Annotated in this window: 24 protein-coding genes; 16 read left to right on the top strand and 8 right to left on the bottom strand. The window is 63.8% G+C overall.

Going from position 1 to position 25,066, the window contains the following annotated elements; all coding sequences use genetic code 11:
- The first annotated feature begins 165 nt into the window (after positions 1–165).
- On the top strand, positions 166–933 hold the full coding sequence (locus BM374_RS31105) for an outer membrane protein (protein WP_092301597.1): 768 nt from the start codon (positions 166–168) through the stop codon (positions 931–933).
- A gap of 92 nt (positions 934–1,025) precedes the next feature.
- On the opposite strand, the gene BM374_RS31100 is transcribed toward BM374_RS31105, so the two are convergent.
- From BM374_RS31100 to parE, 4 genes are all read right to left on the bottom strand, one after another.
- Positions 1,026–1,796, bottom strand: coding sequence for an SDR family NAD(P)-dependent oxidoreductase (locus tag BM374_RS31100; RefSeq protein ID WP_092301594.1), 771 nt, complete (start codon positions 1,794–1,796; stop codon positions 1,026–1,028).
- A gap of 21 nt (positions 1,797–1,817) precedes the next feature.
- Positions 1,818–2,003, bottom strand: coding sequence for a hypothetical protein (locus tag BM374_RS31095; protein ID WP_092301591.1), 186 nt, complete (start codon positions 2,001–2,003; stop codon positions 1,818–1,820).
- 456 nt (positions 2,004–2,459) lie between these two features.
- A complete protein-coding gene (locus BM374_RS31090; RefSeq protein ID WP_092301588.1) occupies positions 2,460–3,248 on the bottom strand; it encodes an outer membrane protein in 789 nt (262 codons plus the stop codon).
- A 418-nt stretch (positions 3,249–3,666) separates the two neighbouring features.
- Positions 3,667–5,715, bottom strand: a complete 2,049-nt coding sequence (parE, locus tag BM374_RS31085; RefSeq protein ID WP_092301585.1) for a DNA topoisomerase IV subunit B — start codon at positions 5,713–5,715, stop codon at positions 3,667–3,669.
- A 275-nt stretch (positions 5,716–5,990) separates the two neighbouring features.
- Here parE and BM374_RS31080 point away from each other — a divergent pair, with 275 nt between their 5' ends.
- From BM374_RS31080 to argC (BM374_RS31065), 4 genes are all read left to right on the top strand, one after another.
- On the top strand, positions 5,991–6,521 hold the full coding sequence (locus BM374_RS31080) for a DedA family protein (RefSeq protein WP_092301582.1): 531 nt from the start codon (positions 5,991–5,993) through the stop codon (positions 6,519–6,521).
- 286 nt (positions 6,522–6,807) lie between these two features.
- Positions 6,808–7,491, top strand: coding sequence for an FMN-binding negative transcriptional regulator (locus BM374_RS31075; RefSeq protein WP_092301579.1), 684 nt, complete (start codon positions 6,808–6,810; stop codon positions 7,489–7,491).
- On the top strand, positions 7,491–8,540 hold the full coding sequence (gene argC / locus BM374_RS31070; protein WP_092301576.1) for an N-acetyl-gamma-glutamyl-phosphate reductase: 1,050 nt from the start codon (positions 7,491–7,493) through the stop codon (positions 8,538–8,540). The genes BM374_RS31075 and argC (BM374_RS31070) overlap by 1 nt, the downstream gene beginning before the upstream one ends.
- A gap of 42 nt (positions 8,541–8,582) precedes the next feature.
- On the top strand, positions 8,583–9,566 hold the full coding sequence (argC, locus tag BM374_RS31065; protein ID WP_092301573.1) for an N-acetyl-gamma-glutamyl-phosphate reductase: 984 nt from the start codon (positions 8,583–8,585) through the stop codon (positions 9,564–9,566).
- A 128-nt stretch (positions 9,567–9,694) separates the two neighbouring features.
- On the opposite strand, the gene BM374_RS31060 is transcribed toward argC (BM374_RS31065), so the two are convergent.
- Together BM374_RS31060 and BM374_RS31055 are read right to left on the bottom strand one after the other, a co-directional pair.
- Positions 9,695–10,093: an MAPEG family protein gene (locus BM374_RS31060; protein WP_092301570.1), complete on the bottom strand. Its 399-nt coding sequence runs from the start codon at positions 10,091–10,093 to the stop codon at positions 9,695–9,697.
- 62 nt (positions 10,094–10,155) lie between these two features.
- The gene (locus BM374_RS31055; RefSeq protein ID WP_092301567.1) at positions 10,156–11,985 is read right to left on the bottom strand and encodes a PHA/PHB synthase family protein; all 1,830 of its coding nucleotides are present in this window, start codon (positions 11,983–11,985) and stop codon (positions 10,156–10,158) included.
- A gap of 253 nt (positions 11,986–12,238) precedes the next feature.
- Between BM374_RS31055 and BM374_RS31050 the strand changes: the two genes are divergently transcribed.
- From BM374_RS31050 to BM374_RS31030, 5 genes are all read left to right on the top strand, one after another.
- On the top strand, positions 12,239–12,514 hold the full coding sequence (locus tag BM374_RS31050) for a hypothetical protein (protein WP_092301564.1): 276 nt from the start codon (positions 12,239–12,241) through the stop codon (positions 12,512–12,514).
- Positions 12,515–12,730: 216 nt separating this feature from the next.
- Positions 12,731–13,951 carry an LL-diaminopimelate aminotransferase gene (locus tag BM374_RS31045; protein ID WP_092301561.1) on the top strand — a complete coding sequence of 407 codons (1,221 nt, stop codon included), beginning with the start codon at positions 12,731–12,733 and terminating at the stop codon, positions 13,949–13,951.
- 29 nt (positions 13,952–13,980) lie between these two features.
- Positions 13,981–15,297: a homoserine dehydrogenase gene (locus BM374_RS31040; RefSeq protein ID WP_092301558.1), complete on the top strand. Its 1,317-nt coding sequence runs from the start codon at positions 13,981–13,983 to the stop codon at positions 15,295–15,297.
- 138 nt (positions 15,298–15,435) lie between these two features.
- Positions 15,436–16,437 (top strand): class II fructose-bisphosphatase, encoded by a 1,002-nt coding sequence (gene glpX, locus BM374_RS31035; RefSeq protein ID WP_092301555.1) that lies wholly within the window; start codon positions 15,436–15,438, stop codon positions 16,435–16,437.
- A 123-nt stretch (positions 16,438–16,560) separates the two neighbouring features.
- Entirely contained in the window at positions 16,561–17,280 is a 720-nt protein-coding gene (locus tag BM374_RS31030) for a haloacid dehalogenase type II (RefSeq protein WP_092301552.1), read from the top strand.
- On the opposite strand, the gene BM374_RS31025 is transcribed toward BM374_RS31030, so the two are convergent.
- Both BM374_RS31025 and BM374_RS31020 read right to left on the bottom strand, forming a co-directional pair.
- Positions 17,277–17,918, bottom strand: coding sequence for a glutathione S-transferase family protein (locus BM374_RS31025; RefSeq protein WP_092301549.1), 642 nt, complete (start codon positions 17,916–17,918; stop codon positions 17,277–17,279). The genes BM374_RS31030 and BM374_RS31025 overlap by 4 nt on opposite strands.
- A gap of 112 nt (positions 17,919–18,030) precedes the next feature.
- Positions 18,031–18,696 (bottom strand): GntR family transcriptional regulator, encoded by a 666-nt coding sequence (locus BM374_RS31020; RefSeq protein ID WP_092301546.1) that lies wholly within the window; start codon positions 18,694–18,696, stop codon positions 18,031–18,033.
- A gap of 116 nt (positions 18,697–18,812) precedes the next feature.
- On the opposite strand from BM374_RS31020, the gene BM374_RS31015 reads away from it, so the two are divergent.
- From BM374_RS31015 to BM374_RS30990, 6 genes are read left to right on the top strand one after another with little or no spacing between them, the layout of a single operon-like run.
- Entirely contained in the window at positions 18,813–19,607 is a 795-nt protein-coding gene (locus BM374_RS31015; RefSeq protein ID WP_092301706.1) for an enoyl-CoA hydratase/isomerase family protein, read from the top strand.
- Between the two features lie 9 nt (positions 19,608–19,616).
- Positions 19,617–20,876: a CaiB/BaiF CoA transferase family protein gene (locus BM374_RS31010; RefSeq protein WP_092301543.1), complete on the top strand. Its 1,260-nt coding sequence runs from the start codon at positions 19,617–19,619 to the stop codon at positions 20,874–20,876.
- A 54-nt stretch (positions 20,877–20,930) separates the two neighbouring features.
- A complete protein-coding gene (locus BM374_RS31005) occupies positions 20,931–21,923 on the top strand; it encodes a tripartite tricarboxylate transporter substrate binding protein (protein WP_092301703.1) in 993 nt (330 codons plus the stop codon).
- Between the two features lie 15 nt (positions 21,924–21,938).
- Entirely contained in the window at positions 21,939–22,421 is a 483-nt protein-coding gene (locus tag BM374_RS31000; RefSeq protein WP_092301540.1) for a tripartite tricarboxylate transporter TctB family protein, read from the top strand.
- Positions 22,422–22,431: 10 nt separating this feature from the next.
- Positions 22,432–23,970 (top strand): tripartite tricarboxylate transporter permease, encoded by a 1,539-nt coding sequence (locus tag BM374_RS30995; RefSeq protein WP_092301700.1) that lies wholly within the window; start codon positions 22,432–22,434, stop codon positions 23,968–23,970.
- Positions 23,967–24,974 (top strand): 4-hydroxythreonine-4-phosphate dehydrogenase PdxA, encoded by a 1,008-nt coding sequence (locus tag BM374_RS30990; protein ID WP_092301537.1) that lies wholly within the window; start codon positions 23,967–23,969, stop codon positions 24,972–24,974. The genes BM374_RS30995 and BM374_RS30990 overlap by 4 nt, the downstream gene beginning before the upstream one ends.
- The last annotated feature ends 92 nt before the right edge of the window (positions 24,975–25,066 follow it).

The raw sequence follows: 25,066 nt of genomic DNA, 5'->3' as shown, positions 1-25,066 counted from the left end.
GTAGGGATAACGTCGGGTTAAGCTGCTCCTTTAGCGTTGCGCAGGTGCAACAGCATAAACGATTCAAGGGCCACCAGGGGGCAATCCCGCGCCTTAACTTTCTTGATTCAAATTTGAGTAAGAACTGCGTGTGAGCGTGCGCCCATCAAGGACACGGGGTGTACCATGCGTAACAAATTGATTGCTGCCTTTGCCTGCACGACTGCTCTGGTTTCGGCCGGCGCTGCTTCCGCCGCCGATCTCGCCGCGCGTCCCTACACCAAGGCTCCCGCTTATATCGAGCCGCTTTTCAACTGGACCGGTTTCTATGTTGGCGGCCACATCGGTGGCGCCTGGACCAACGAGCAGTTCATCAACAACGGCACGGGCGCTAGGTTCGGCGATCTGACGCCGGGCCAGGGCTATCGTCAGCGCAACTCGGGCGTCATGGGTGGCGCCCAGATCGGCTACAATTGGCAGGCCAACAACTACGTGTTCGGCATGGAAGGGACGATCTCCGGTCTCGACAACAAGGGCACGGTCGTGAACACCGCGTTCGCTCCGGCCGGCAACGTCTTCAGCTGGCGCGCCAACGTGCTCGCAACGGTGGTCGGCCGCGCCGGCTTTGCCGTGCAGAACAACCTGTTCTACATCAAGGGCGGCTATGCCGGCGTGAACAACCGTCTGTCGGTGACCGACACGGTCGGAGTGACCGGCTCGGGTGGTCAGACCCACTGGGCCAATGGTTGGACCGTGGGCGCCGGTTGGGAATACGGCATCACCCGCAACTGGATCGTCGGTCTCGAATACAATTACGCGGCGTTCGGCAGCCAGACCTATCAGCTCGGCGGCACCGCGGGCAACTACACCTTTGACGCCAAGCCGCGCGACATTCAGTGGGCTGTCGTGCGCGCGAGCTACAAGTTCGACGCACCTGTGATCGCGCGCTACTGAGCAACAAACGACCAATCAGAAAAGATCACGACCAGATTAAAAGCCCCGGCTTCCACCGGGGCTTCTTTTTTGCGCGCGGCCGAGGCTGCGCCTCAGGCCATCACCGAGAACCCGCCATCGACGGGGATCGCGGTGCCCGTGACGAAGTTCGAGGCTGAGGAGGCGAGGAAGACGGCAATGCCGGCGAAGTCGTCGATGTCGCCCCAGCGTCCCGCGGGCGTACGTGCCAGCACGCGCTCGTGCAGGCCCGAGACCTGCTCGCGCGCGCCTCGGGTGAGATCGGTGTCGATCCAGCCCGGCAGGATGGCGTTGACCTGGATATTGTCGGGCGCCCAGGCGTTGGCGCAGGCACGCGTGTACTGGACGATGCCGCCCTTGCTCGCGGCATAGGCGGTCGCAAAGCTCGCACCGAAGATCGACATCATAGACCCGATATTGATCACCTTGCCGTTGCCGGACGCCTTCAGCGCCGGATAGGCCAGCTTCGAGCAGACGAAGGCGCTGGTGAGGTTGGTGTCGATCACCTTGTTCCACTCGTCGAGCTCGAGTTCGTGCGGCGGCTTGCGGATGCTCATGCCGGCGTTGTTGATCAGGATGTCGATGCGGCCGAGCTCGCTGACGACGCAGTCGATCATGGCAGCGACCGCCACCTTGTCGGTGACGTCGGTGGTTACCGAGATCGCTTTCACGCCGCGTGCCCTAAGGTCCGCGACGGCTGCGGTCGACTTGGCTTCATTGCGTCCGACCACCGCGATATCGGCGCCGGCATCCGCGAGCCCGTGGGCGAGGCCGAGCCCGATGCCGCCATTGCCTCCTGTGACGATCGCGACCTTGCCGCGAAGATCGAACCGGTTGGATGTCATGCTTTCACGTCCTGGTTTCTTCTATTGGTTGCTCTGCCAGATCAGCACCAGCCCGAAGCCCGCCATGGCGGCGCCGTAGCCGGCCCATTGCAGCTGGTTGATCATGAAGCTCGATCGCGGCCAGGCGACGGTGCCGGTGCCTTGTCCGATCCAGAGCAGCCCGACGGCGAGGGCAAACAGGCCTGCGACAAGCAGAAATCTGCGCATTCATTCCTCCCCATTGGACGGCTTCTGTCGCGGCCCACGGCACAAACGATCGCCGCGGGTCGCGAAAACTTCCCGCGAGACTAGCCGTAGCTTCGGTTCAGATACAATGGCGGACGCAGGCCCGCGGAAAGGCAGCCTATCCGAGTCAAGAAGAAGCCGCGGACCAGGCCGGGGTTTCTACTGTTCAGGCTGAGGCGCTTCAGTACTTCGCGACCACCGGGCTGGCGTTGAAGCGATAGTCCAGCGCCGTGCTGATGGTCTGCACCCAGGGTCCGTCGAAATGGCTGTTACCGGCCGGCAACAAGACGAGAAGCGGGGTAGGGCTGTTGCGGCGTCTTTCGACTTTGCCCGCCTGTGTCATCACGGTGGGAGGGGGCGTTTCGGTTGTGCCTGTCGCAACAACGAAAAAGCCCCGGGGCGATGCCCGGGGCTTTGACGTCTGAAGTTTGGATCAGCTCAGTACTTGGCGACGACCGGACCGGTCCAGTTGAAGCGGTAGACCAGCGAGGTCGAGATCGTCTGGTTCCAGCTGTTGGCGCGGATGTCGCGGCCGACGAGGGCGTTGGTGCCGTCGACCAGCTCGTTCGAGGTCTTGGCGCTGTAGAAGGCCGAACGATACTCGGTCTTCATGAACCAGCCGGGCGAGGTAATGCCGAAGATGTTGAGGCTGTTCTCGACGCCGCCGCCGATGAACCAGCCGTTGCGGTTGTAGCTGTTGAGGTGGATACCGGCCGGAGCGCCAGCCAGCGTCAGGAAGTTGGTCTGGCCGAAATGAGCGCCAGAGTAACCGCCATTGACGTAGGACAGAACGTTCGGAGCAACCAGCCAGCCGAGGCGCACACCGGCAGCCCACGAGTCTTCCAGCTTCTGCGAACCAGTGAGGCCGCCAACAGCGACCGGATCCTGGATGGTGGCGCGGATGCTGCCGAACTGACCGTCAGCGAACACGCCGGCGACCCAGGTGCTGTTGAACTGCCAGTCGTAGCCGAGGCCGACGGTGCCGAACCAGCCCGAGCCACCCTGGCGCTGGTCGATGGTCAGCGGGATCGCGCCGACAGTCGTCTGGACATGCTGGTCAGCGTTCGAAAGACCGCCGCCGCCGCCGCCGAAGATGTAGAAGCCGGTCCAGTTGGCGACGGGTGCAGCCATCGGAGCCTTGACGTACGGACGGGCCGCGAGGTCGGCGGCCGAAGCCGAACCGGTCATTGCCGCGATCGCGGTCAGCGCGAGAGCAATCTTCTTCATGATAAGTCCCCAACCTTCATTCGTAGCAGCGCGAGCGCACTGAAGTCCGTGTCATCTGATGCCCGGACTATAGACGGTTCTCACCGAAATGCTGTTGCTGGGCAGGCACAGTCGCCGGAAAACGCCCGTTCGTCGCGTTTGGGAGTGTCACCGTCTGTTCAATAAAAATCGAAGTACTTTCAGTCACTTAAGTGAATTTCCGGTTCTCGCGTCCGAGTAGGATTTCGTTAGGAATTCGCGCTCGTTCGAAATGGAGGCAATCCTGCCCCAGCCCTTTCGCGTGACGCCGGCACCGTGAGTCGTTGGCCGAGTCGTGCCTTTGCGAGGCGGATTGATCGCACAAGTGGCGCTATCGTGGCCTCAAACGAAAAAGCCCCCCGGCCTCGGGCCGGGGGGCTTTTGAGCACAAATTGTGCCTTCAGACGTCCAGCAATTCCTCGTTGGCAAATTCAGCCTTGTCGGAAATGAAGGCAAAGCGCGCCTCCGCTTTGGTGCCCATCAACCGCTCGACCGAATCCGCGGTGGTGTCACGATCATCCGCAAGCAGCACCACCTTGAGCAGCGTCCGCTTGCTCGGATCCATGGTGGTTTCCTTGAGCTGCGCCGGCATCATCTCGCCGAGGCCCTTGAAGCGGTTCACCTCGACCTTGGCGTTGGCATTGAACGCGCTCTTGATCAGCTCGTCCTTGTGCTTGTCGTCGCGCGCATAGACCGATTTGGTGCCGTGGGTCAGCTTATAGAGCGGCGGCACGGCGAGGAAGAGGTGGCCCTCGTCGATCAGTCGCGGCATCTGCCGATAGAAGAAGGTGATCAGGAGCGAGGCGATATGGGCGCCGTCGACATCGGCGTCGGTCATGATGATGATGCGCTGATAGCGCAGGTCCTCCTCGCGATACTGCGCAAGCGTACCGCAGCCGATCGCCTGAACGAGATCGGAGAGCTGGGCGTTCGCCGTCAGCTTGTCCTTGCCGGCGGAGGCGACGTTGAGGATTTTGCCGCGCAACGGCAGCACCGCTTGCGTCTTGCGATCGCGCGCCTGCTTGGCGCTGCCGCCGGCCGAGTCGCCCTCGACGATGAACAGCTCGGAGCCTTCGGTGCCGGCATCGGTGCAATCGGCGAGCTTGCCGGGGAGGCGCAGCTTCTTGCCGGCGGTTTTGCGCGCGGTCTCTTTCTCCTGCCGCCGCCGCAGCCGTTCCTCGGCGCGGTCGATCACGAAGTCGAGCAGCCGGTTGGCCATGTGCGGATTGCCCGACAGCCAATGGTCGAACGGATCCTTCATCGCCTGCTCGACGATGCGCTGCGCTTCTGCAGTGGCGAGGCGATCCTTGGTCTGGCCCTGGAACTCAGGCTCGCGCACGAACACCGAGAGCATCACGGCCGCCCCCACCATCACGTCTTCCGATGTGATGGACGAAGCGCGCTTGCCCTGGCCGACTCGCTCGGCGTGGTCCTTCAGGCCGCGGAGCAGCGCGCTGCGCAGGCCGGACTCGTGCGTGCCGCCATCGGGCGTCGGCACGGTGTTGGTGTAGGAGGACAGGAAGCCGTCGGCGTCCGCGGTCCAGGCCACGGCCCATTCGCAGGCGCCGTGGGCACCGTTGCGGCCGGACTTGCCGGAGAAGATGTCGGGATGCACCAACGTGTCGGCGTGGATGGCGGCGGCCAGATAGTCCTTGAGGCCGCCGGGGAAGTGGAAGGTGGCTTCCGCCGGCACGTCCTCGATGCCTTTGAGCAACTCGGGTGCACAGTTCCAGCGGATCTCGACGCCGCCGAACAGATAGGCCTTCGAGCGCGTCATCTTGAACAGGCGCTGCGGCTTGAACACGGCCTTCGCGCCGAAGATGTCGGTGTCGGGCTTGAAGCGCACGCGCGTGCCGCGGCGGTTGTTGACCTTGCCGAGATCCTCGAGCTTGCCCTTTGGATGGCCGCGCTCGAAGGTCATGCGATGCAGCTTCTGTCCGCGCGCGACCTCGACCTCGAGACGTGAGGAGAGGGCGTTCACCACGGAGATGCCGACGCCGTGCAGACCGCCCGAGGTCTCGTAGACCTTGCTGTCGAACTTGCCGCCGGAATGCAGCGTGCACATGATCACTTCGAGCGCCGACTTCTTCGGGAACTTCGGATGCGGATCGACCGGAATGCCGCGACCGTTGTCAGTGACGGTCAGGAATCCGTCGGCGGAGAGTTCGACGCCGATGAAGGTCGCGTGCCCGGCAAGCGCCTCGTCCATCGAGTTGTCGATCACTTCGGCGAACAGATGATGCAGCGCCTTCTCGTCGGTGCCGCCGATATACATGCCCGGCCGGCGCCGAACCGGTTCCAGGCCTTCGAGCACCTCGATGTCGGCTGCGGTGTAGTCGGCTTCTCCGCCGCTGCCGCGCGGCGCCGCCTTCGCGCTGCTGCTGCGCCCCTTGGGCTCGTTGCCTTCGAACAAATCGTCTTTGGCTTTGGTTTTCAATTGCTTGGACATATATCTTGATGCGTTTTGAGGGTCGCGCAGGCGGCGAATCGGTTTCGCGCGACTATGCCATGGCTGGCCGGCAAAGGTCACCGCCGGGCCGCCAGTGAGGCGTCGTTGGGAGCCAATGCCGGCGATTTTACGCCGCAAGCCGAGCTATTCCCGGCAATTTGACGTCTCGGTCCGGTCAGGGCCGGATTTTGTGACTTGATGTCACACAAGTGCTTGGCTTACCAGTCATTTTCATCGAGCAGCACCTTGAGACAGGGCGGGAAGGCTATTTTGGAATGGAGCAATTTGCGCACGCCCTGGCCGATTTCGTGCGCGTTCACCAGGCCTGGGCGGCTCCGATCGTGTTCCTGCTCGCCTTCGGGGAGTCGCTGGCCTTCATCTCGCTGCTGATCCCGGCGTGGGGCGCCCTGGTGGCCATCGGCGCCCTGATTGGGGCAAGCGGCATCAGCTTCTATCCGGTCTGGATTGCCGGAGGCCTTGGCGCCGCGCTGGGCGACTGGGTCTCGTACTGGTTCGGTTATCGCTACAAGGAGCATGTCGCCCAGATGTGGCCGCTCTCGCGCTATCCGGAACTGCTGCCCAGGGGCGAGGCCTTCGTGCGGAACTGGGGGATACCCAGCATCTTCATCGGCCGCTTCTTTGGCCCGTTGCGCGCTTCGGTGCCGCTCGCGGCCGGCGTCTTCGAGATGCCCTATTGGAGCTTCCAGGCGGCTAATTTCGTCTCGGCCCTGGTCTGGTCGGCGGCCCTGCTGCTGTTCGGTGACGTGATCGCGAAGATCATGGAATGGATCTGGCGGGTGATCTAGGACCTGTCATTCCGCCGATTCGCGAAGCGGGTTCGATGCTCTGCATCGCCCCGGAATGACGGCCGTCACCTTGACGGGAACCGCATCTCGCCTTATAGCCCCGCGCCATGATCAACGCCGCGACCATCCTGTTCGCCCGTCGCCGCCGCCGCTCTTTAGCGGTTTGGGCGATCGATCGCGTTTGAGATCATCGTCTTTGCCGCTGGATCCGATCCGCGGCATTCTCTCTCCTGTCAGCGCGATCTGATCCGGCGGCTCCCAAAAGGAGGCCCAGCAGGAGACCACGATGTATACGCCACCTCATTTCAAGCAGGACCGCGCCACGAGCCTGAAATTCGCCGACGAGCGCGGCTTCGGCACCATGTGTGCCTTTGACGGCAACAAGCCGGTCGCATCGTCGCTGCCGTTCTATCTGAGCTATGCCGATGACGGCACGCCGCACGCGGCCTTTCATGTCGCCCGTCACAATCCGCTGGTAAAGCTGGCGGACGGCGCGACGTCCTGGTTGCTCGCGGTCAACGGCCCCGATGCCTATGTATCGCCGGACTGGTACGTGTCGCCCGATCAGGTGCCGACCTGGCTTTATCAGTCGGTGCATCTGACCGGGCCGGTGCGGCTGTTATCGGACCATGAACTGTCGGTGCAGGTCGATACGCTCAGCGACAAGTTCGAGACCTGGCTGCTGCCGAAGAAGCCATGGACGTCAGGGAAGATGACGGCGGGCCGGCTCGAGGCGATGAAGAAGGGAATCGTGGGTCTGGTCATGACGGTTGAAGAGGTCGAAGGCAGCTTCAAGCTCAACCAGCACAAATCAGAGGCCGACTACGCGGCGGTCGCGAATGCGCTGGGCTCGCAGACGGATGCGGACTCGCGCACGATTGCAGGCCTTATGCGCGAAGCGAGACCGTTGGCCTTCGCAACAGATGCAGTACAAGCACAACGAGCGGTTACGCGCGAAGGGGGCGTGTGATGAACACCAGGAAGAAGATCGGCATTCTCGGCGCGTCCGGCTACACCGGAGCCGACGCAGTGCGCCTGCTGGCGCGGCATGCGAATGTCGAGATCACGGCGCTCACCGCCAACACCCATGCAGGCAAGGCGATGAGCGAGGTGTTTCCGCACTTCTTCATGCTCGACCTGCCAAAACTCGTGGAGTGGGAAAAGGTCGACTGGACCAAGCTCGACGCGGTGCTCTGCGGGCTGCCGCACGGCACCACGCAGGAGATCATCGCGGCCGTGCTCAAGGCCAATCCTGAGATCAAGATCCTCGACATGTCCGCGGATTTCCGGCTGCGCAACGAGGACACCTATGCGGAATGGTATGGCCATGAGCATCGCGCGCTGGAATTGCAGGGCGAGGCTGTCTATGGGTTGACCGAATTCTACCGGGAGAAGATCACTTCCGCGCGGCTCGTTGCCTGTCCCGGCTGTTATCCGACCGCCGCGTTGCTGGCGCTGGTTCCGCTGGCGAAGGCCCGGCTTATCGACGTTGATGACATCATCATCGATGCGAAATCGGGTATCACCGGCGCCGGCCGCGGGCTGAAGCAGAACACGCTGTTCAGCGAAGCGGGCGAGGGGCTGTCGCCCTATTCGGTCGGCACTCACCGGCACGCGCCTGAAATTGAGCAGGAAATCAGCCTCGCGGCGGGCTCGGCGGTGAAGGTGAATTTCACGCCGCATCTGATTCCGATGGCGCGGGGCGAGTTCTGCACCTGCTACGTCAAGCTCAACGGTGCAACGCCCGACGATCTGCGGGCGGCGCTGCAGAATGCTTACGCCAACGAGCCGTTCGTGCATGTCGCCAAGAAGGGCGTGCTGCCGCAGACGCAGAACGTGCGCGGCTCCAACTATGTTCAGATCGGCGTCGTCGCCGACCGCATCAAGGATCGGGCGATCGTGCTTTCGACGCTCGACAATCTGGTGAAGGGCTCGGCCGGTCAGGCGATCCAGAATATGAACCTGATGTTCGGATTTCCTGAAACCACGGGCCTGGAGCAGGTCGCGCTGTTTCCATAAGGCGAGGAGCCACGACACGAACATGCTCGAAAGGAGCGTATCATGAGCCTTACGGACACCACCAAAGCCCCGACGGCCGCAGCGCCCAAAAGGCCCGCCACCGTCTTCGTCGACGGCGGCTCCGGCACCACGGGTCTTGGCATCAACGAGCGGTTGAAGCTCCAGAGCGACGTCGCCGTGAAGACGATTGCCGACGACCAGCGCAAGGACCCCGCGGCGAAGAAGGCGCTGATGGAGGAGGTCGATCTCGTCATCCTCTGTCTGCCCGACGATGCCGCCAGGGAGACGGTTGCTCTCGTCGACAGCATGGGCGCCTCTGCGCCGAAAGTGCTGGACGCCTCGACCGCCTACCGGGTTGCGCCGGACTGGGCCTACGGTTTTCCCGAGCTGGCTCCGGACCAGGCCGCCAAGGTCAAGGCCGCCAAGAAGGTCTCAAATCCCGGCTGCTATCCGACCGGCGCGATCGCGCTGTTGCGGCCGATCGTCGATGCAGGCCTGCTGCCTTCCGATTATCCCGTCACAGTCAACGCGGTGAGCGGTTATTCCGGCGGCGGCAAGTCGATGATCGCGAGCTTTGAAGACGGCAGCGCGCCGTCCTTCGAGATCTATGGCCTCGGCTTCGAGCACAAGCATTTGCCGGAGATGCAGCTCTATTCGAACCTCACGCGGCGGCCGATCTTCATTCCCTCGGTTGGCAACTACCGGCAGGGCATGCTGGTCTCTGTGCCGCTTCAGCTGGACACGCTGCCGGGCAAGCCCAGCGGTGCCGATCTGCAGGCTGCGCTCGCCAAGCGCTACGCCGGCTCGAAATACGTCTCGGTGATGGCGCTCCAGAACGAGGCGACCAAGGGCGGCCGGCTCGAGCCGGAAGCGCTCAACGAGACCAACATGCTCGAGCTCCACGTCTTCGCCAGCGACAAATATCACCAGGCCGTCCTGGTCGCCCGGCTCGACAATCTCGGCAAGGGCGCATCCGGCGCGGCCGTGCAGAACATGCGGCTGATGCTGGGTCTGCCGGAGGAGTAGGGCAGTCTCGTGCCCCGGACGCAGCGCAGCGCCTCTTGGCGGTGCGCTCGAGAGCCGGGGCCCAGGCTTCTTGCTCGTTTGCGGCATTCTGGGTCTCGGCTCGCGCTTCGCGCGTCCGGGACACGAGACTAAAACACCCCGAAGATCGCCAGCGCCAGCACGGCCTGCGCGAGAAAGCCAACGGTGAAGGCGAGGGTGCGGAACACCGGGATGCCGAGCGCATAGACGATCAGATGCGCGACACGCGCCCAGAAATAGACCGCGCAGGCGAGCACCGTCCATTTCGAGGAATAGTCGATCGCATTCAAAATCAGGACCAGCGGCGCGAAGATCACGAGATTCTCGACCGCGTTGTCATGCGCGAACATCAGGCGGTTGGCCCACTCGGCCTGGGGCTTGTCGCCGCGCGAGGGGTTGGCCATCGCGCCGCTGAGGCCCCGAACCTGGCAGCGGTTGATGGTGTAGGGAATCCAGAGGATCCCGGTCAGGATCACCGTGCACGTCAGCCAGAACAATTCACGCGTCATAACCCGATCCCCTTTGTCGTCGCTGCCTTGAGAGTGAGTTTATACAAGCGCGGGAGATTCTGCTACGCGCGGACCCTGACATAGCTGCCGGGCGCGTCCTCGATCGGGGGCAGCGCCTCGCTGCCGACGCTGCGCGCAGGCACTTCCTCCGGATCGAGGCTGCCCAGCCATTCGCGCCAATCCGGCCACCACGAGCCCTTGTGCTCCACCGCGCCTTTCATCCACTCGGCGACACTGGCAGCCTTGATGTTGTCGTTGGTCCAGTACTGGTACTTGTTCGAAGCAGGCGGATTGACGACGCCGGCGATGTGGCCGGAGCCGGACAGCACGTATTTCACGGGACCGCCGAAGAATTGCGAGCCGTACAGCACCGATTCCGCTGGCGCGATGTGGTCCTCGCGGGTGGCGAGATTATAGACAGGCACCTTGACCTTGGAGAGGTCGAGCAGGGTGTTGTCGAGCACCATCGTGCCCGTCGAGAGCCGGTTCTCCAGATAGCAGTTGCGCAGATAATAGGAATGGTTCGCCTGCGTCATGCGCGTCGCATCGGAATTCCAGTGCAGCAGGTCGAACGCGCTCGGTTGCTGGCCTTTGAGGTAGTTGCTGACCACGTAAGACCAGATCAGATCGTTTGAGCGCAGCATGTTGAAGGCCATGGCCATCTTGGAGCCTTCGAGCACGCCTGACGCTTTCATGTCCTGCTCGAGTGCTGCGATCTGCTCCTCGTCGACGAACACCAGGAGGTCGCCGGCATGGGTGAAGTCGACCTGGGCGGCAAAGAAGGTCGCCGAGCTCACGCGCTGGCGCCGCTTCTCGGCGAGCCAGGCCAGCGTGGTCGCGAGCATGGTGCCGCCGACGCAATAGCCGGCGGTGTGCACCTTCATCTCGCCGGTGACCTTCTCGATCACGTCCATCGCCGTGAGCGGGCCTTCCTTCATGTAGTCTTCCCAGCTCTTGGCGCCCAAGCGCTTGTCCGGATTGACCCATGAGATCACGAATACTGTGATGCCCTGGTCGACGCACCACTTGATGTAGGATTTCTCCGGCTTGAGATCGAGAATGTAGAACTTGTTGATCCAGGGCGGCACGATCAGCAGCGGCGTGCGCAGCACCTTCTCCGTGGTCGGAGCATACTGGATCAGCTGCATCATCTCGTTCTGGTAGATCACCTTGCCGGGCGTCGTCGCCATGTTGACGCCGACGACGAGGTTGTCCGGGTTGGATTGGCGGATCTTCAGCATGCCCTTGCCGGCAGCGATGTCCTCCGCCAGCATCGTCAGGCCGCGCGCGAGATTCTCGCCGCTGCTTGCGACGGTCTCGCGCAACACCTCCGGATTGGTCAGCACGAAGTTCGACGGCGAGATCGCGTTGGTGATCTGCTGGATGTAGAATTCGGCCTTGCGGCGGGTCTGCGCATCGAGCTCGGCGTCGCGCACGAGCTCGTGCGCCCATTTGGTCGTGAGCAGATAGAGCTGCATCATGAAGTCGAAGAACTGGTTCGACTTCCATTCCGGATCGGCAAAGCGCTTGTCGCGCGGCGAGGGCGTGATCGCGGGCGCGGCGTCTTGTCCGGCCATGCGGCGCGCTGCCGAGCCCCAGAGATCGAGATAGTCCTTGGCGAGCTTGGTTTGGAGGTCGGACGATCGCGACTGGTCGGACAGCCAGTATTCGGCGACCGAGGTGAAGGTCTTGACGACCTCGGTGAGCTCGGTCGGCGGACGGTCCTGCACCTCGCCGCTCTCGCGCGGCTTCAGATACGCGGCGAGCGCCTTGCCGCCGCTCTCCATCGCCCGCGCGACATTCATCGCGAAGGCTTCCGCATCGAACTTGGTTTCAGACTTTGTCCCGGACGTTGACCCGGGCTTGGGCGTGTCGGTCGTGACGGTACTCATGAAGAGGACAGTAACGATTCATTCCGTATTCGTCACCGCGAAGCTCGCTGGTTTCGCGTTAAACAGACGCGAAGATGTGCTGCACTGCGATAAGGCTTCTTGCTTTTGTCACAATCGAAGTGCACTTCTCATGCCGTGGGCCTTGGATGATTTCTCGCTCGTGCCATTTGTGGGCAGCAATGGTTTGAGCTTGGGCAGGTTGTTGATTAAGCTATCGGCAGCCTTGCGTTGGGACGAGTAGGGGATTTCCCAAGTGTTGGTGTTGTGGGACCTGCAAAAGACGCGGCTTGCGTGCTGCGCGCTGCTGATGGCTGCCTTTGCGTTGAGCGGCTGCTCGAGCCAGCTCGCGGATATGTCGGCCGCCGATACGCTTGGCCATCCCAGGGAGCCCGGAGGCTACCTCCCTGTGCACGACTTGCCCCCGGATCGTGACGAGGCAATCATCCCGCCCGACCAGCGCGCCAAGATCGAGGCAGAGCTGGCCGCCGCGCGCGACCGCCAGGCCATTGCTGCCAAGGACGCGAAGTAGCGCAGCGCAACGTAATCGCTGGCGCCCTCGTCTTGCCGTGCTAAAAGACCTCAGTTCAGCCGAGAGTCAGGGCGAACGACTTCAGTCTCCGTCGTCGCAAATCACTCTAAGTATCTGATTTTGAGTGATTTTGATGCGTGGGGCCGATGCCAGTCGGAATGGCCCAATTGGCCAGGTCGATTCTGTCCTGACCGGTTGCCCGGAGCCCAGAGAGCCATGGACGAATTTTACCGCATCCGCCGCCTTCCGCCTTACGTATTCGAGCAGGTCAACCGGGCCAAGGCGGCCGCGCGGAACGCCGGCGCCGACATCATCGATCTCGGCATGGGCAATCCGGACCTGCCGGCGCCGCCGCATGTGCTGGAGAAGCTGAAGGAGACGCTCGGCAAGCCGCGCACCGACCGCTACTCGGCGTCCCGCGGTATCCCCGGCCTGCGCCGGGCCCAGGCCGGCTACTACGCGCGCCGCTTCGGCGTGAAGCTCAACCCCGACACCCAGGTGGTGGCGACGCTCGGCTCCAAGGAGGGCTTCGCCAACGTGGCGCAGGCGATCACGGCGCCCGGCGACGTCATCCTCTGCCCGAACCCGAGCTATCCCATTCACGCCTTCGGCTTCCTGATGGCGGGCGGCGTGATCCGCTCGGTGCCGTCGGAGCCGACGCCGCAATTCTTCGAGGCGGTGGAGCGGGCGATCGTGCATTCGATCCCGAAGCCGCTCGCGCTCGTCGTCTGCTATCCGTCGAACCCGACCGCTTATGTCGCGAGCCTCGACTTCTACAAGGACCTCGTTGCCTTCGCGAAGAAGCACGAGATCCTGATCCTGTCCGATCTCGCCTACGCGGAAGTCTATTTCGACGAGAACAATCCGCCGCCCTCGGTGCTCCAGGTGCCCGGCGCGATGGACGTCACCGTCGAGTTCACCTCGATGTCGAAGACCTATTCGATGGCCGGCTGGCGTATGGGCTTTGCCGTCGGCAATGAGCGCGTGATCGCAGCGCTCGCCCGAGTCAAATCCTATCTCGACTACGGTGCCTTCACGCCGGTGCAGGTCGCAGCCACCGCCGCATTGAACGGTCCGGACGACTGCATCAAGGAGATGCGCGACACCTATCGCAAGCGCCGCGACGCGCTGGTGGAATCGTTCGGCCGGGCGGGCTGGGAGATTCCGCCGCCGGAAGCCTCGATGTTCGCCTGGGTGCCGCTGCCGGAAGCATTCCGCAGCGTCGGCAGCATGCAGTTCGCGACCCTGATGGTGGAGAAGTCAGGCGTTGCGGTCTCGCCCGGCGTCGGTTTCGGCGAGCATGGTGAAGGATATGTCCGCATCGCCATGGTGGAAAACGAGCAACGGATCAGGCAGGCCGCGCGCGGCGTGCGCCGCTTCCTTGAAAGCGGCATCGAAACGTTGCACAACGTCGTTCCGCTCGCCAACAGGCGCTGATTTCTCTTCGACAGGTTCACTCAAGCATCATGGTTGCACCCCTGAAAGTGGGCATAGCGGGGCTCGGCACCGTGGGCGCCGAAGTTGTCCGTTTGATTGAAACGCAGGCGCGCGTGCTCGCGGGCCGCAGCGGCCGCGGCGTGCGCGTCGTCGCCGTCACCGCGCGTTCGAAAGCGAAGAAACGCGGCATCGATCTGCGCGGCGTCGAATGGGCCAGGGATCCGCTGGCGCTTGCCACGCACCCCGAGGTCGATTGCTTCGTCGAACTGATGGGCGGTGCCGGCGATCCTGCGCTGTCCGCCGTCGAAGCCGCACTCGCCGCCGGCAAGTCGGTGGTTACGGCCAATAAGGCGCTGCTCGCCAAGCACGGTATCAAGCTGGCGAAATCAGCCGAAAAGCATGGCGGTGCGCTGAATTTCGAGGCAGCCGTCGGCGCCGCAATTCCTGTCATCAAGACGTTGCGCGAAGGTCTTGCCGGAACGGGCATCAACCGCGTCTACGGCATTCTCAACGGCACCTGCAATTACATCCTGACCCGCATGGAGCAGGAAGGCCTGTCGTTCGCAGAGTGCCTCAAGGATGCGCAGCGGCTCGGCTATGCCGAGGCCGATCCGTCCTTCGACGTTGATGGGCACGACACCGCACAAAAGCTCGCTATTCTCGCCAGCCTCGCTTTCGGCACGAAAGTTGCTCAAAGCGCGGTGTATGTCGAAGGCATCTCCTCCATCGCTCCGGAAGACCTGCGCGCAGCCGCGGATCTCGGCTACCGCGTCAAGCTGCTCGGCGTTGCCGTTCGCACCGCCAAGGGCATCGAGCAGCGCGTGCATCCGACCATGGTTCCCAAGACCTCGTCGATCGCGCAGGTGATGGGTGTCACCAACGCAGTCACGATCGATGGCGAGGGCATTCCGCCGATTACGCTGGTGGGGCCTGGCGCCGGTGGTGCGGCGACCGCGTCGGCCGTCGTTGCCGATATCGCGGATGTTGCGCGCGGCATCCGCGCCAATCCATTCGGCCGTCCGGTCGCCCAGCTCCGCGACACCAATAAGGCGCCGATGGAGCGTCACGAAGGCGGCTATTACATCCGCCTTCTGGCGCGCGATTTCCCGGGCACCGCGGCTGCGATCGCGACCCGGCTCGCAGAGCAGAAGATTTCGATCGAGTCGATCGTGCAGCGTCATCCCAATGGCGGCGTCGCGCCGGCGAACGGAAAAGCGGTGCCCGTGCCCGTCATCCTGATCACCTATGCCACACACGAGGACGCCGTGCGCCGCGCGCTCGCCGCCGTGCAGAAGGACAAGGTGATCAGCGGACGGCCGCAGGTCATCAGGATTGAGAAGAACTAGAGCATGCTCCCGAAAAGTGTGAAGCGGTTTTCGGGAAAGAGCATGCTCAAGACGTAAAACAGTTCGAACGAACTGTGGGTGTTACGAGTTGATGCGGACGGAGATGTCCGTCCCAAACTGTTTCGAAGGAGTTAGCCGATGTCGACCCATATTTCAGTGCCGCCGCAAGCATTGCTCGAGCGTATTCTCACGCTGGAGATCGTGCGCGTGACTGAGCGTGCGGCGGTGTCGTCGGCGCGGTTGCGCGGGCACGGCAACGAGAAGGCGGCCGACCAGGCCGCCGTCGATGCCATGCGCCGCGAGCTCAACAAGCTGCCGATCCAGGGCACGATCGTGATCGGCGAGGGCGAGCGCGACGAGGCGCCGATGCTCTTCATCGGAGAGAAGGTTGGCGTGAACGCCGGCCCCGAGGTCGACATCGCAGTCGACCCGCTCGAAGGCACCACGCTGTGCGCCAAGAACATGCCAGGCTCGATCGCCACCATGGCGATGGCCGACGGCGGCACGCTGCTGCACGCGCCCGACGTCTACATGCAGAAGCTCGCGATTGGCCCCGGCTACGACAAGGGCGTCGTCGAGCTCGATGCCAGCCCTGCCGAGAATGTCCGCCGCCTTGCCAAGGCCAAGGGCGTCAAGCCCGAGGGCATCACCGTGCTCGTGCTCGACCGTCCGCGCCATGCCAGCATCATCGAGAGCGTCCGATCGACCGGCGCTGCCGTGCGCCTGATCACCGATGGCGACGTCGCCGGCGTGATCCACACCGCCGATCCTGAGAACACCGGCGTCGACATGTATCTCGGCACCGGCGGTGCGCCGGAAGGCGTGCTAGCGGCGGTGGCGCTGCGCTGCATCGGCGGCCAGATGCAGTGCCGGCTGATTCTCGATTCCGGCGAGAAGGTCGAGCGCGCCGCCAAGATGGGCGTCAACGATCCCAAGATGATCTACGGCATCGAGGACATGGCGCGCGGCGACTGCCTGTTCGCCGCCACCGGCGTCACCACGGGCTCGCTGCTGTCAGGCGTGAAATTCCGCAAGGACGGCGTGATCGAGACCGAGACGGTGGTGATGCGCTCCGTCACGGGCACTGTGCGCTACATCAAGGCCGAGCATCGCGAGCTCGCCAAGTTCCATTTGGACTGATGTTCTCTGTCGTTCCGGGTCTCGCGAAGCGAGAACCCGGAATCGCGCGCCACAACTTCTGGATTCCGGGTTCGATGCCGCGCATCGCCCCGGAATGACAACAAGAACAACAGGGAAGCGCCCATGTCCGATCTCTCCGCCGTCAAAGCCCTCATCTTCGACGTGTTCGGCACGGTCGTCGATTGGCGCACCAGCCTGATCACCGACTTCATGTGGTGGGGAAAGCAGCGCGGCATCTCCGCCGATTGGACCGCGCTCGTCGACGGTTGGCGCGGCATGTACGTCGCGTCCATGGACGACGTGCGCAAGCATCCCGAGCGCGGCTATGTCATCCTCGACGATCTGCACCGCCGCTCGCTGGAAAAGCTGGTCGAGAAATTTGCCATCAAGGGCCTGACCGACGCCGACCTCGACCACCTCACCAAGGGCTGGCACCGCCTCAATCCCTGGCCCGACAGCGTCGCCGGCCTGACCCGGCTCAAGACGAAATTCGTGATCTCGCCGCTGTCGAACGGCAACGTCGCCCTGCTTACCAACATGGCGAAGTTCGCTGGGCTCCCCTGGGACCTCATCATGTCGGCAGAGTTGTTCGAGCACTACAAGCCCGATCCCGAAACCTACCTCGGCGCCGCAAAGTTGCTCGGCCTCAAGCCCGAGCAGGTAATGATGGTCGCCGCCCACAACGGCGATCTCGCCGCCGCGCAGAAGAACGGGCTCAAGACCGCCTTCGTGGCGCGGCCGACCGAGTACGGTCCGCATCAGAAGGTCGATTTTGAGGCCACCGGCGTCTGGGACATCGTCGCCAAGGATTTTGGCGGGATCGCCGACAAGCTCGGGTGCTAGACTTGCGGCAATCGCGGCATGGTGGCCGCGAACGCGGGTCTCGCCGAGAACTCTAACCACCAATCATTGAGCCTTCCATAATTCCGGAGAAGCGCTCCACCTTCGTCCGCCAGGACGAAGTAGCCAATCATCGGCGCGAGATGGATGTCGGCCAGTGACAGGTGATTGCCGCAGAGGTATCGCCCCCCGCCAGCAATTGTCTCCAGTGCCGCGAGCACTCTCGGCGCAGCTTCGAGTCCTCTTTGAAACTCGCTCGCATCCACGGGATGGCTCATGGCCGGTCTGAAAACCCCTTGAGAGAAAACTTGCCTCACGAGAGGCCAATAGGCGTAGCTGTCCGCGATCGAGACGATCTGATTGCAACGCGCTCGCGCTCTCGGCTCCACGGGTTGAAGCCTGGGGCCTTCGAAAGCTTCATCCACGTAGCGCGTGATGGCGCCCGTTTCGTAGAGGACGAAGTAAGCGTCAATTAGGGCCGGCACGCGCTTGAAGGGATGCGTTGCAAGGTAGCCTACGGGTATATTCTCGACGAAGGGATTTACCTCGACCCAACGGTACGCCACGCCCTTTTCATGGAGAGCCAGCCGGGCGATCCAGGAATAGACGCTGTATTGGTAGCCGTGCAGCTCGATCGTCATGCGCTGAGGTCCTGTCCTGCCACGGTCAGGATTGCCTGTTCTATGCAGGTTTACAAGCCGTCGCGACTTCTGGTGGCGGCAGTGGTCCGAAAGGGAGCGACAATGGTTTTCCTCACGCGATCTTCAGCGTGAGCTCGCTCCCTTCCGTCTCCGCAAAGCCCGCCTGCAACACCTCTTCTCGCTTGTGGCGCAGATGCGCGCGCAGGATGTGCGCGAGGCCGGTGCCGTCGCGCCGCTGCAGCGCGTTCAGGATGGCTTCGTGCTCGCTGACGGCCAGCGCCCAGCGCTGCGGCGTCATCGGCGTGACGTAGCGCGCGCGGCGGATGCGCGCGGTCACGGACGCGTAGAGCCCTGACAGCACGGGATTGCCGGCGGCGTTGACGATGCCCTCGTGAATGGCGCGGTTGCCGCGATAATACTGGATCAGGTCGCCGTCGCGATAATGCTGCACCATGGCCGCGTGGGCGGCGGCGATGTCAGCGATGTCAGCGTCCGTGATGCGCTCGCAGGCGAGTTCGCCGGCCAAAGCTTCCAGACCCTGGCAGACCTCGAACAAGTCGCGCATGTCCTTGTCGGTCAGCTTTGCCGCGCGCGAGCCGCGATGGGGCAGGAGCTGCACGAGGCCTTCCGCGGCCAACACCTTGAGCGCTTCACGCAGCGGCGTGCGCGAGACGTCGAGCCGTTCGCACAGCTCGCGCTCGGGAATCCGCGCGCCCGGCGGAATCTCGCCGTCGAGCAGAATGTCGCGGATGCGGCCGACGACCTCCTCATGCAGCATGGGCTATCTCAAATTTTGAATGCAAAAATGGTCCAGTAGACGAAAGTTAGACAATTATATCTTGAAAATCCAAAATTTTGCATTCAAAAATGCAAAAAACAGATGGGATCGAGGAAATGGACCAGGCCGTAGCGGCGGACGACCTTGTTTTTGAATGCAGGGACGGGATCGGGCGGATCACCTTCAACCGTCCGCAGGCGCGCAACGCCTTCACCTTCACCATGTACGAGCGGCTCGCCGCCATTTGCGAACAGGCGAACGGCGACCTGTCCATCAAGGTGCTGGTGCTGCGCGGGGCCGGGGACAAGGCCTTTGCCTCCGGCACCGACATCAACCAGTTCCGCGCTTTTAGGACGCCGCAGGACGCGATCGACTACGAGAACCGCATCGACCGGGTGCTGACCACGCTCGAGCAATGCCGGGTGCCGACGATTGCCGCCATTAACGGGTTCTGCACCGGCGGAGGGGCGGGCATTGCCGCGGCCTGCGACCTGCGCATCGGCACGCGCAGTGCGAAAATCGGATTTCCCATCGCGCGGACGCTCGGCAATTGCCTGTCGATGTCCAATGTCAGCCGTCTCACGGCGCTGATCGGCGCGGCCCGGGTCAAGGACCTCATCTTCACCGCGCGCCTTGTCGATGCGGCGGAGGCCGCCAGCGTCGGCTTGCTCGGCGAAGTCGTCGACGATCTCGCCGCGCTCGACCAGCGCGCTGACGAGATCGCGCGCCTCGTCGCCGGCCACGCGCCGCTGACGCTGAACGCGACCAAGCAGGCCGTCGCCCGGTTGCAACGGCGGCTGACGCGGGACGAGGGCGAAGACCTCATCCTGATGTGCTACACGAGCCAGGATTTTCGCGAAGGGCTCGACGCTTTCCTCAGCAAGCGCGCCCCGCAGTGGCGCGGTCAATAGGACGCTCCGATGCCAAGCGATCGATCGCAATCCACCTCGCGCCGCTCCGGTCCGCTCGCCGGCCTCAAGGTCATCGATCTCACCCATGTCATGGCGGGGCCGACCTGCACCTTGATGCTCGCCGATATGGGCGCCGACGTCATCAAGATCGAGAAATGGCCAAACGGCGATGACACCCGCCATTCGGTGCCGCCGAAGATCGGCGATGAGGCCGCGTCCTTCCTGATGATGAACCGCAACAAGCGCGGCATCGTGCTGGATCTCAAGACCGAGGGCGGCAAAGAGGTGCTGCGGCGCCTGATTGCGGACGCCGACGTGCTGGTCGAGAACTTTGCGCCGGGCGCGATGGAGCGCCTGGGTTTTGGCTACGAGGAGCTGCACAAGCAGTATCCATCGCTGATCTACTGCTCGCTATCGGGCTTCGGCCGCACCGGACCGTACAAGGATCGCCGCGGTTTCGACCTCGTCGCGCAGGCCATGAGCGGCATCATGAGCTTCACCGGCGAGCGCCCCGATGGACCGCCGGTGAAATGCGGCCCGCCGCTGTCGGACATCACCGCCGGCCTGCTCGCGAGCATGGGCATCCTCGCCGCCTACACGCACCGCCTCAAGACCGGGGAGGGGCAGTGGGTCGAGACCTCGCTCTACGAGGCGGCGCTGGTGCAGACCTATTGGCAGTCGACCATTGCGCTCGCCGCCGGGACGGCGCCGCGTGCCATGGGCTCGGCCCACCCGCTCAACGCGCCATACCAGGCGTTCGAAGCCTCCGACGGCTGGCTCGTGGTCGGCGGCGCCAACAAGAAGCACTGGCTCTTGATGCTGGAGGCGCTCGGCGCGAGCGAGCTTGCCGCCGATCCGCGCTTCGTCACTGGCGCCGACCGCATGGCCAATCTGAAGGAGCTCGAAGCGGTCCTGAGCCAACGCTTCCGCACCCGAACGCGCGCGCATTGGCTCGTCGCGCTGGACGAGAAGGGCGTCCCGTGCGGCCCCGTGCACGACATGCTGGAGGCGCTGAGCGATCCGCAGACGCTGGCGCGCGAGATGGTCGTCGAGGTCGAGCACTCCACGCTCGGCCCGGTCAAGACGATCGGGCTCCCGATCAAGTTCTCGGAAACGCCGGGCAAGGTCGCATCAGGCGCGCCTGTTTATGGCGAGCATACGCGGGAGGTGCTGGCCGAGCACGGGTTCGACCAGAAGCAAATCGAAGCGCTCGAGCAACAAGGCGCAATCGTCTCGGCGTCAGGGAGGCGTGAGGAGCGCGTCGCCTGAGCGAACTTCGGCACGACTGATCAAGCAAAACAGAAAAATCGATTGGAGGACATCATGCGTGGGACATCTCTCTTCCTGTTGTCGGTCAGCGTGGCCGTGCTCGCAGCGAATGCGCCGGCATGCGCGGCCTGGCAGCCGCAGAAGCCGATCGAGTTCGTGGCAACCGCGGGGCCGGGCGGCGGCACCGACAATCTCGCCCGCGCGGTGCAGAACGTCATCGCCAAGCACAAGCTGACGGATCAGCCGATCGTCGTCGTCAACAAGGGCGGCGGCAGCGGTGCGGAGGGCTATGTCTACGGCAAGGCCTCCGCCGGCGATCCCTACAAGGTGATCTTCGGCACCTCGAACGCCTGGCAGCAGCCGCTCGTCTCCAAGGTCGCCTTCAACTACACCGATCTCACCCCGATTGCGGCGATGGCGCAGGACGAATTCCTGCTCTGGGTCAAGCAGGACGCGCCCTACAAGACCGCGGGAGACTACCTGAAGGCGGCCGCGAGCGGCCAGTTCAAGATGGGCGGCGCGCAGTCCAAGGACACCGACGAGGTGCTGACGCGCATGATCGAGAAGGTCGGTCACGTCAAGCTGACCTACATCCCGTTCAAGAGCGGCGCCGAGGCCGCCGTGCAGCTCGCCGGCGGGCACATCGATTCCCACGTCAACAATCCCAGCGAAAGCCTCGGGCAATGGCGTGGCGGCACGCAGCGTCCGCTCTGCGTCTTCAGCCCGAAGCGGCTGCCTGAGGGACCCAAGATCACGGCGACCGAAGGCTGGAGCGACGTTCCGACCTGCGTCGAGCAGGGCCTCGACATCAAGCAATACGAGCAGCCGCGCACGGTCTGGCTGCCCGGCAAGGTCACGCCGGAGCAGGCCGCCTATTACGTCGACCTCATGAAGAAGGTGCAGGCGACGCCGGAATGGAAGGACTACATCGAGAAGACCTCGCAGGTCGACACGTTCCTGACCGGCGCCGAGTTCGACAAGTTCATCAAGCAGGATCTCGAACACGTCAAACAGGTCGCGAGCGAGCAGGGCTGGCTGGTCAAGTAGAGCGGGCACCACGTCATGATCTCACGCCGCGCCCTCGAACTTGCCACCGCCATCCTCACCGGCGGTTTTGGGGTGGCGGTGGTGGTCCAGAGCCTGGACAACGGCATCGGCTGGTCCAGCGAGGGCGTTGAATCAGGCACATTCCCTTTCCTGACCGGCATCATCATCATCGCCGGCAGTCTCTACAATCTGGCGCGCGGAATCGTGCCGGCCGGGACATTGGCGAATGTCCCCATCGCGATCACGTCGATTGAGCTGCGGCGGCTGGCCGGCCTGTTCTTGCCGGCCGCGATCTTCGTGGCGGTGATCCCGCTGCTCGGGATGTACGTTGCCTCGGCGGTCTACATTTTCGCGGTGCTGGCCGTCCCCGAGCATCAATCCGTGCTGCGTTCGGCGGCCACGGCCGCGGCAACGGCGCTGGCGCTCTACGTCGTGTTCGAACGCATGTTCCAGGTCAGCCTGCCGCATGGCGCGCTCGCAGCAGCGCTCGGGTTCTGAGGAAGGGGCGATGGACAATCTCTCAGAGCTCCTGCACGGCTTCAGCATCGCGGTCACGGTGCCGCATCTCGTGCTGATGGCCGTCGGCGTGCTGCTCGGCATTCTCGTCGGCGTGTTGCCGGGGCTGGGCGCACCGAACGGGGTGTCGCTGCTGCTGCCGCTGACCTTCGGCATGCAGCCGGTCTCGGCGATCATCCTGCTCTCCAGCATGTATTGGGGTGCGCTGTTCGGCGGTTCGGTGACCTCGATCCTGTTCAACATTCCCGGCGAGCCGTCCTCGGTCGCGACCACCTTCGACGGTTATCCTATGGCGCGCGATGGAAGGCCGACCACGGCGCTCGCCACCGCGTTCGGCTCGGCGGCGTTCGGCGCGCTTGTCGGCGTCATCCTGATCACCTTCCTGGCGTCCTGGGTGGCGCAGGTCGCGCTCGCTTTCGGCCCACCGGAATATTTCGCGGTCTATTTCCTCGCCTTCGCAAGCTTCGTCGGCATGGGCGGCGCGGCGCCGATCAAGACCGTGGTGGCGCTTGCAATCGGCTTTGCGATCGCCGCGATCGGCATCGATACGGTCTCGGGTAGCGTGCGTCTCACCATGGGAATCGACGAGCTGGTCAAGGGCGTGAATTTCGTCGTCGCTGTCATGGGCCTGTTCGGCATCGGCGAGCTCTTGGTTGCGGTCGAAGAGGAGTTTCATGCCCGCGCCGTGTCCTCCAGGATCGATTGGGCCGAAGTATTTCGAGCGGTCGTCCGGTTGCCGCGCCATGGCGTTGCGCTGCTGCGGAGCGCCGCGATCGGCTGCTGGATGGGGATCACGCCGGGTGGTCCGACCGCGGCCTCCTTCATGAGCTACGGCATCGCCCGCCGCTTCTCGCGCCGCGGCCGCTATTTCGGCACCGGCGAGGTCGAAGGCATCATCTCGCCGGAGACTGCCGACCATGCCGCCGGCACCAGCGCGCTGCTGCCGATGCTCTCGCTCGGCATTCCCGGCTCCGCGACCGCCGCCGTGATGATGGGCGGACTGATGATCTGGGGCCTCAATCCCGGGCCGATGCTGTTCGTCGACCAGAAAGATTTCGTCTGGGGCCTGATCGCCTCGATGTATGTCGGCAACATCGTCGCGGTGGCGCTGGTGCTGCTCACAGTGCCTGTGTTCGCCGCCCTGATGCGGATTCCATTCGTCGTGATCGCGCCACTGATCGTGATCATCTGCGTCGTCGGCGCTTATTCGGTCTCGAACTCCTATCTCGACGTGGTGATGATGCTCGGCTTCGGCATCGTCGGCTATCTCTTCAAGAAGCTGTTCTACCCGTTGGCGCCCTTGGTGCTCGCCATCGTCATCGGCGACAAGGCGGAGGATGCGTTCCGGCAGTCGATGCTGATGTCGAAGGGATCGCTCGGGATCTTCTTCGCCAACAAGCTGGTGACGTGCCTGGTGATCGCAGGCATCGCGCTGTTGCTGCTTCCACTGGTGTTGCAGCTTGCACGGCCCTTCCGCAAATCCACGTCGCCCACGGCCGAGGCGCCGGCCCAGGAAAAGGTAATCATATGACCGCAAAGCCGCTCATTGCTCTCGCGATGGGAGACCCCGCCGGTATCAGCCCGGAGCTGACGGCAAAACTCGTGTCGCTCGACGAAATCCGCGCCCGCGCCCGCCTCGTCGTGATCGGCGACCGCCGTATCTTCGATGAGGGCGCGAAGATCGCGCGTGTCACGCCGGACCTGACCGCGGTGGAGCAGGGCGCCGATTTCGATGAGCTGCCTGATGATGCGCTATTCCTCGATCTCGGCCACCTCGCTCCCGCGCGGGTCGAGCGTGGCGTGGCGAGCCTTGCGGGCGGGCAATTTGCGCTGGCCAATTATCAGCGGGCGCTCGAATTCGGCAGGGATGGCCGCGTCGATGCCGTCTGCTTCACGCCCTTCAACAAAGCCGCCATGCGCCTCGCCCGTGCCGACTATGACGACGAGATCGCGTTCTCCGCGGAGGTCGTCGGTCTGAGGACGCCGGCCAGCGAATTCAACGTGCTCGGAGAGCTCTGGAATGCGCGCGTCACCTCGCACATTCCGCTGCGGGACGTTGCTGCCAAGCTGTCCAGCGAGCGCATCCGCCGCGCGCTCATGCTGACGGATGCCTGCATGCGCAAGGCGGGCTTTGCGCGGCCGCGCATTGCCGTGGCGGGCCTCAACCCGCATGCCGGGGACGGCGGCAATTTCGGCCGCGAGGAGATCGACGTCATCGCGCCGGTGGTCGAAGCCGGCAAGCGCGAGGGCATGGCTGTGGAGGGACCGTTCCCCGCCGACACCGTGTTCCTGCGCGCCAAGGCCGGCGCCTTCGATGCGGTGCTGACCATGTATCACGACCAGGGCCAGATCGCGATGAAGCTGATGGGGTTTGATCGCGGCGTGACCCTGCTCGGCGGCTTCCCGTTCCCGATCTGCACGCCCGCGCACGGCACGGCCTACGACATCGCGGGCCAGGGGCTTGCGTCGCTCGGCGCCAGTCGCGCTGCCGTGCTGCTCGCGGCGGAGATGGCCGTGCGTCGGGCCGCCTGGTAGGTCGCCGCGCTTTCTCCCTTCAGGAAAAACTGGAAACTTCCAGCCTCGAATCGAGTTGCCAAGGCGTCAAACGTTTCCACGTCGGAGCTGGA

Source organism: Bradyrhizobium sp. Ghvi, assembly GCF_900115265.1.
Taxonomy (GTDB): domain Bacteria; phylum Pseudomonadota; class Alphaproteobacteria; order Rhizobiales; family Xanthobacteraceae; genus Bradyrhizobium.
Note: the sequence above shows the minus strand (reverse complement) of the source record. Positions and strands in the feature narration are given on the sequence as shown.

Coding starts and splice junctions, on each gene's coding strand:
- BM374_RS31105 (WP_092301597.1), top strand. CDS start 166: ATGCGTAACAAATTGATTGCTGCCTTTGCCTGCACGACTGCTCTGGTT.
- BM374_RS31100 (WP_092301594.1), bottom strand. CDS start 1,796: ATGACATCCAACCGGTTCGATCTTCGCGGCAAGGTCGCGATCGTCACA.
- BM374_RS31095 (WP_092301591.1), bottom strand. CDS start 2,003: ATGCGCAGATTTCTGCTTGTCGCAGGCCTGTTTGCCCTCGCCGTCGGG.
- BM374_RS31090 (WP_092301588.1), bottom strand. CDS start 3,248: ATGAAGAAGATTGCTCTCGCGCTGACCGCGATCGCGGCAATGACCGGT.
- parE (WP_092301585.1), bottom strand. CDS start 5,715: ATGTCCAAGCAATTGAAAACCAAAGCCAAAGACGATTTGTTCGAAGGC.
- BM374_RS31080 (WP_092301582.1), top strand. CDS start 5,991: ATGGAGCAATTTGCGCACGCCCTGGCCGATTTCGTGCGCGTTCACCAG.
- BM374_RS31075 (WP_092301579.1), top strand. CDS start 6,808: ATGTATACGCCACCTCATTTCAAGCAGGACCGCGCCACGAGCCTGAAA.
- argC (WP_092301576.1), top strand. CDS start 7,491: ATGAACACCAGGAAGAAGATCGGCATTCTCGGCGCGTCCGGCTACACC.
- argC (WP_092301573.1), top strand. CDS start 8,583: ATGAGCCTTACGGACACCACCAAAGCCCCGACGGCCGCAGCGCCCAAA.
- BM374_RS31060 (WP_092301570.1), bottom strand. CDS start 10,093: ATGACGCGTGAATTGTTCTGGCTGACGTGCACGGTGATCCTGACCGGG.
- BM374_RS31055 (WP_092301567.1), bottom strand. CDS start 11,985: ATGAGTACCGTCACGACCGACACGCCCAAGCCCGGGTCAACGTCCGGG.
- BM374_RS31045 (WP_092301561.1), top strand. CDS start 12,731: ATGGACGAATTTTACCGCATCCGCCGCCTTCCGCCTTACGTATTCGAG.
- BM374_RS31040 (WP_092301558.1), top strand. CDS start 13,981: ATGGTTGCACCCCTGAAAGTGGGCATAGCGGGGCTCGGCACCGTGGGC.
- glpX (WP_092301555.1), top strand. CDS start 15,436: ATGTCGACCCATATTTCAGTGCCGCCGCAAGCATTGCTCGAGCGTATT.
- BM374_RS31030 (WP_092301552.1), top strand. CDS start 16,561: ATGTCCGATCTCTCCGCCGTCAAAGCCCTCATCTTCGACGTGTTCGGC.
- BM374_RS31025 (WP_092301549.1), bottom strand. CDS start 17,918: ATGACGATCGAGCTGCACGGCTACCAATACAGCGTCTATTCCTGGATC.
- BM374_RS31020 (WP_092301546.1), bottom strand. CDS start 18,696: ATGCTGCATGAGGAGGTCGTCGGCCGCATCCGCGACATTCTGCTCGAC.
- BM374_RS31015 (WP_092301706.1), top strand. CDS start 18,813: ATGGACCAGGCCGTAGCGGCGGACGACCTTGTTTTTGAATGCAGGGAC.
- BM374_RS31010 (WP_092301543.1), top strand. CDS start 19,617: ATGCCAAGCGATCGATCGCAATCCACCTCGCGCCGCTCCGGTCCGCTC.
- BM374_RS31005 (WP_092301703.1), top strand. CDS start 20,931: ATGCGTGGGACATCTCTCTTCCTGTTGTCGGTCAGCGTGGCCGTGCTC.
- BM374_RS31000 (WP_092301540.1), top strand. CDS start 21,939: ATGATCTCACGCCGCGCCCTCGAACTTGCCACCGCCATCCTCACCGGC.
- BM374_RS30995 (WP_092301700.1), top strand. CDS start 22,432: ATGGACAATCTCTCAGAGCTCCTGCACGGCTTCAGCATCGCGGTCACG.
- BM374_RS30990 (WP_092301537.1), top strand. CDS start 23,967: ATGACCGCAAAGCCGCTCATTGCTCTCGCGATGGGAGACCCCGCCGGT.